This is a genomic window from Spiroplasma endosymbiont of Lariophagus distinguendus (genome assembly GCF_023846195.1).
Classification (GTDB): Bacteria; Bacillota_I; Bacilli_A; order Mycoplasmatales; family VBWQ01; genus Spiroplasma_E.
This window is the reverse complement of the sequence record NZ_JALMUW010000178.1, coordinates 1-569: the sequence shown is the minus strand read 5'-3', so window position 1 is coordinate 569 and position 569 is coordinate 1. Positions and strand designations below refer to the sequence as shown.

Below are 569 nucleotides of genomic sequence, written 5' to 3'. Positions count from 1 at the left end.
TTAATTAATTGATATAAAGCAAAGACCAAGTTAATTAAAATAATTGTTGGAATAAGGATTAAACATAAATATTTGAAACCTTTATTTCATTTAACTCATGAATATTGATTATTAAATTCTTTTAAACTATCATAACATTTTCAAATAAGGATAACACCAATTAATTCACAAATACCAATAATCATTTGTCAAATACCAGTAACTCATATTGCAAGTCCATCAATTAAAGGACTACTATTATTAAAGCAGAATATTAAACCAAGCATAAAACTACTAATAATCATTATTAATAATGCTTGATAACGTTTAATGCTATAACAACTAATTAGAGGATTAACAACGGCTTCAGCTATTGCTATTAATGAAGATATACCAGCAAAAAATACTGATAAAAAGAAAAGGAAAGATAGGGTGTGACTTAAAAATGGAAGATGTGTTTGCTCAGTAATGATTGCAAAAACTTGTGGAAAAACTTGAAAAATTAAAGTTGGACCCGAAATAAATACTTCATCAATAGTTTTATGCTGATTATATGCAATTGCACCGATTCCTCCAAAAACAGTACATGT

General features: G+C 26.4%; 1 protein-coding gene. It reads right to left on the bottom strand.

Features of this window, described 5'->3' with window-relative positions:
• On the bottom strand, positions 1 to 569 hold a 569-nt coding region (locus tag M0D11_RS06415; protein ID WP_252321152.1), incomplete at both ends, for an SLC5/6 family protein.